The sequence below is a fragment of the Campylobacter sp. TJR-1 genome (assembly GCF_032840035.1).
In the GTDB taxonomy this organism is placed as follows: domain Bacteria; phylum Campylobacterota; class Campylobacteria; order Campylobacterales; family Campylobacteraceae; genus Campylobacter; species Campylobacter fetus.
Genome location: NZ_JAWIZX010000015.1, coordinates 1 through 4,443, shown reverse-complemented (window position 1 = coordinate 4,443; position 4,443 = coordinate 1). Strand labels below are relative to the sequence as shown.

2 protein-coding genes are annotated in these 4,443 nt (G+C 34.0%); one reads left to right on the top strand and one right to left on the bottom strand.

Going from position 1 to position 4,443, the window contains the following annotated elements:
• The coding region (locus RVY88_RS09075; protein WP_317051300.1) for a hypothetical protein at nt 1-2,333 on the top strand (2,333 nt) is incomplete at its 5' end.
• Nucleotides 2,334-2,615: 282 nt separating this feature from the next.
• Here the strand turns inward: RVY88_RS09075 and RVY88_RS09070 are convergent.
• Nucleotides 2,616-4,190 (bottom strand): type II toxin-antitoxin system HipA family toxin, encoded by a 1,575-nt coding sequence (locus tag RVY88_RS09070; RefSeq protein ID WP_002848713.1) that lies wholly within the window; start codon nt 4,188-4,190, stop codon nt 2,616-2,618.
• Nucleotides 4,191-4,443 lie beyond the last annotated feature (253 nt).

Genomic DNA, 4,443 nt, shown 5'->3' with positions numbered 1-4,443 from the left:
ATGCTACTTTGGGTAAGGATATTAGTGGATTAGATGAGGGTACTACTTCTAAGTTAATTAGCGAGATTAATAGTGCTAGTGATCTTGATAAGGTTAAGAGTGAGATTGATGCTTTGAAGAGTGAGCTACCTAATCCGGGTAGTACTTATGATCTTACAGAGGGTAATGATAATTTAAAGGGTACTGATTTAGACGATACTTTTAATGGGACAACATATGTAGGTAATGGTACTAATAAGAGTACTCTTAGTGCATTTGATAAGATAGATGGTGGTGCTGGGAGAGATACGTTGAATGCGCAAGTTTTAGCTAATAATAGTGCTAGTGATGCTAAGTTAAAAAGCGAGGATTTGGTTAAGGCTTTAGCCGGCGTAACTAACGTGGAGAGCGTAAATATAGTAACTGATTTGCCTAATGACACTGCTATTACTTTAAATAGCGGCTCGACTGGTATGGCTAATCTTGCCTTAGATGTTTTAGGAAGTAAGCTTGCTGGACTTACAACCGATATAAGCGGGAAATTAAATATTAAAGTAAATGGATCTGTAGATGCGCTAACCGCTGCTAATGCTAAGAGCGTTAATGTTGATGCGGTCGGAGCGGTAACTTTAACCGATACTAAAGCAGCTACTAACGTAAATGTTAAAGCAGCAGGAGAAGTCAAGCTTACTAAAGCAACTAATGTTGAAAACCTAAGCGTTAAAAATGCTACTAATTTAACTATAATTGCAGGTGGAGATAAGTTAAATACCGTTACTCTAGAGAATGTTACCTTAGGTGATTCTAGCAGTGTGGCTGCTGCGATTGACTTTAAAGGAGCTACTACGCTAAACTTTAATAATGTTAAAATGATTGATGGAAACGACAGCAAAATCGCTCATATCAAATCAAGTGCCGAAACATTAAATCTTAATTTCAGTGGCAAAGAGGCTACTTTTGCTTTAGTCACTAATCAAGTAACCAAAGTGGCCAATATCACGGCAAATGCAGATAGCAACAACTTTTTAATAACTAAGGAAGATGGTGATCATAGAGATCATGCTGCTTTGGCTAACGATTCATTCACCACGTTTGTTATCAAAGGAAACGGTAAAGAGCTAGTATTTGACGCCGGAGATCTTGATAAAGTAACTAGTATAGATGCTAGCGGATTTAACGGAAATGCTAAAATAGTATTTGGAGATTCAAACGGAGATGCAATAGCCGGTCTTAAAGTAAGTAGCGGTGCAGGAAATGACACTCTTGTTTTAGAATCTAACAAATTAAGTGCGGGTTCAGTCATAGATGGTGGCGCAGGTAGAGATACTATAGTTCTTAAATCATCTGCTTTAGCAGACTCTGCTACTTTAGGTATGATTAAGAATATAGAGGTGGTTCAAGTAAATAAGCTTACGGCTGATACAAATATTAGCACATCTGCGTTTGATACGATAATTGTGGCCGGAGATGAGACGGGTAGTGATACAAAGCTGACTATAAATAAAGATCAAAAAATAGACTTAGCTGCCACTACTTTAGCTGCTTCTAAGAAAATAACTGTGGATTTAAATGAAAAATCGGGGGATAACGATTCAATAAATTTAGTATTGAACGCCAAAACTGCAGGTAATAATGTTACTGTAGGTAACGGAGGAGTAGATAAACAACTTGTTATTGAAACTGGTATAGAATCAGTAAATATAACTTCGGTGGCCAAAGAGAGTACTACTGCTAACTCTATAGACGGTAAATTTACAGATGTAAAATCTATAATTATAAACGGAGATGCAGGAATCACACTAAAGGGATTTACATCTGCAGCTGATTATAAAAATGTTTCTATGATAGATGCAAGTGCTCTTAAAGCTGGTCTTACATTTGATGCAAGTGCTATAACTATAGCTAACGGCGCAACAATTAAAGGCGGTAGCGGAGCTGATAGTATAACTGTTAAAGGCGGAAATATCGTTGTAGATTTAGTTGCTGGCGGAGACGATACTATAACTCTTAAAAAAGGTGCTGAGAAAACAGATATTACAACCGTTAATAACTTTAATGCTGGCGATAAGATAGATATAGCTGATGCCAAAAATGGTGCTTTCACATTTAATAAAATTACAATGAATAGCGATGCTAATTTAGATGATTATATCACTAAAGCAGTAGCAGGAGACGGATCAGCAAACTCTGCTGTAAGCTACTTCCACCATAATGGATATACTTATGTAGTAGTTGATGGAACAGCTGGAGCTACTTTCACTAAAGCTACTGATACAATTATCAAACTTTCAGGTACGCTAGATCTTAAACTTAGCGGAGATAATGTTGTAGTTGATGATGGAAGCGTAATTTAAGCAATAGTAATTGCTTGATAAAAAAGCCTTAATTTTTAAGGCTTTTAATTTGTCTAAATTTATCTTAGCTTAGGCGTATTTATTTGAAATCTCGTCAGACGGATCGTCTTAAAATAAGGTTTTATAGAGACAAAGTATATTTTAGACCAAACCTTAATAAATAGTAGATAGTTTTTTGCTAAGAGGAGCTAGGAGAACTAGCTCCTTGAATATTTTTAAATTTATTTGAGTTGTATTTTAAATTCAACATATCTGTTTTTTGATGTTTTGATCGAAATTTGTCTATTGTATCCATCCTAAAAATTTCAGCTCTTCAACTCTTTTTGTGTGAAATTGTTCTAATAAGGTTGATAAATTTTCATATTTGTCACTTGGAACAAGAAAACTCTCGTCTCCGACTCTTTTCACCAATTTTTGTTTATAAAACTTTAAATTTAAAGGTTTTATAAGATCTATATATGAACTAAACTCATCTTTATAGCTATTAGCTATACTAAAAGCGATCTGCTTGAACTCTTTGAAATCAACGTTTAAAATTTTACAAAGCGGCTTAAAATCGTTTAGCCTAATGTTTTGACGCTTACCGTTTATAGGTAAATAGCTCTCAAATCCTTTTGCCGTACTATAAAATCCCGTGCTCATCACGTCATACATAGGCGCCATCAGCACTATATCTCCGCTTGTTATAAGAGAAAGATTTTTCGCATGCAGATCTTCGTATTTTATGATAACGCTATAAACATATATCTTCAAAAGCTCCTTCTTTTCAGTATCTGATAGTAGCTCTTTGCTTATGCGCTTAAAAAGCTTTTCGCTGGTTGTGTCATATTTATTTATACTAGTAAGTCCTAGATACGAGGCAAACTCGACGACGTTATAATGATGATTTTCTAGTTTATCAAATCTTTTAATTACGTAGTGATACTCGTCATCTCCTGCCACTACAGCACTCCACGGAACTCTGATTTTCAACGTATTTTTAGCAAAACTCAAATGAAGATGCTCATTTATCGCGATGTGCGGAAAATAACTTTGACTGGTTGGATTTGATCTGATTTTCGAATATGGTTTTAAAATATAGTTTGAAGCAGCGTCTTGATGGATTATCTTTCGTTCAAAATCGATATTTACTAATTTTTTGTACTGAAATCCCGATATACCGTCATTTTGAGCTAGCTCTAATTTACTTAAATCATAATTTTCCGGAAATAATATCTCATTTGGAATATCTACATAAAAATCTTTTAAAATATTGATTTTTGGGTTATCTGATAAAATTTTTTCTAAATTTGATAAATAGCTTGGGTTTGATATCTGACTCTGAGCTGTTTTTGGCGAAAATGAAAAACTGATATCGCCGATAGGATCGCTCAAACTGGCTAATATGTGGAGAGCGTCTGATGAGTTTAGCTGGAATTTTAGGATTTCTAAATTTATGCCTTCCGGAATATTTTGATCAAAAAACGGCGGAATTGTATTAAATGAGAACGGCTGAATGCTAAGCGGCATGGTAGGAACGGCTTCTAAACCGCTAACTAAATAATCGTTTGTGTAGTAAAACAAAAATCCATCTGGTATCTCAAACAACATTCCTGCTAGAATCCGGTTTTTAAATACATATATGAAACGGCTATTTTGATGTGCTTTTTGAGGCGTAGAAGCGGCGTAAAGAGAATTTTGTCTGATACCGTCTTTAACCAATCTGTTTGTTTTCATAAGCGCAGTTATCTCATTCAAAATTTGTCGATCCGTGATATTAAATTTAGTTAAAGAAAGGGATATTTCTTTTAAGCTTAAGTATTGTTTTTTAGATAATAAAATATCTAAGATAGCTATAGTTACTGCTTTTAATGACATTTTTTTCCTTTAAGCTAATTTAGAAATCATTTAAATTTACTTTAATATTATAATACATTTCTACTTAAATTTCTATACTGTTTAATCTTTTAATCATTCTCCCGCTTTAACCTAATACTCTTTGATACCTTGTAAGTATTTAGTATATAGATAACTATATATATGGTTGGTTGCTTTTGCTGGTGATTTTATTTTATTTTATTAAGGAGTCCTTAAATGTTAAACAAAACAGATGTTTCAATGCTTTATATCA